This is a genomic window from Xanthomonas dyei, assembly GCF_002939865.1.
GTDB lineage: Bacteria > Pseudomonadota > Gammaproteobacteria > Xanthomonadales > Xanthomonadaceae > Xanthomonas > Xanthomonas dyei.
In genome coordinates, this window is record NZ_MDEE01000146.1 from 1 (window position 1) to 281 (window position 281).

1 protein-coding gene is annotated in these 281 nt (G+C 60.5%); it reads left to right on the forward strand.

Features of this window, described 5'->3' with window-relative positions; translation table 11 throughout:
- Positions 1-281, forward strand: a 281-nt coding sequence (locus XdyCFBP7245_RS23595) for an SgcJ/EcaC family oxidoreductase (protein WP_146091754.1), incomplete at both ends; no start/stop codon positions are given.

Below are 281 nucleotides of genomic sequence, written 5' to 3' on the forward strand. Positions count from 1 at the left end.
CTGCTGCCGACGGTCTCCAACGAAGTGCGTGCCTCGCGCGAGCAGATCGAAAAGTACTTCGAGATGTTCCTGACCAAAAAGCCGCAGGGCGTGGTCAATTACCGCACCGTGCGCGTGCTCGATGACGACAGCGCGGTGGATGCGGGCGTGTACACCTTCACGCTGACCGACAAGGCCGGCAAGAAGAGCAATGTGCAGGCGCGCTACACCTTCGTGTACGAAAAGCGCGACGGCAAGTGGCTGATCATCAACCACCACAGCTCGGCGATGCCGGAAGTGGA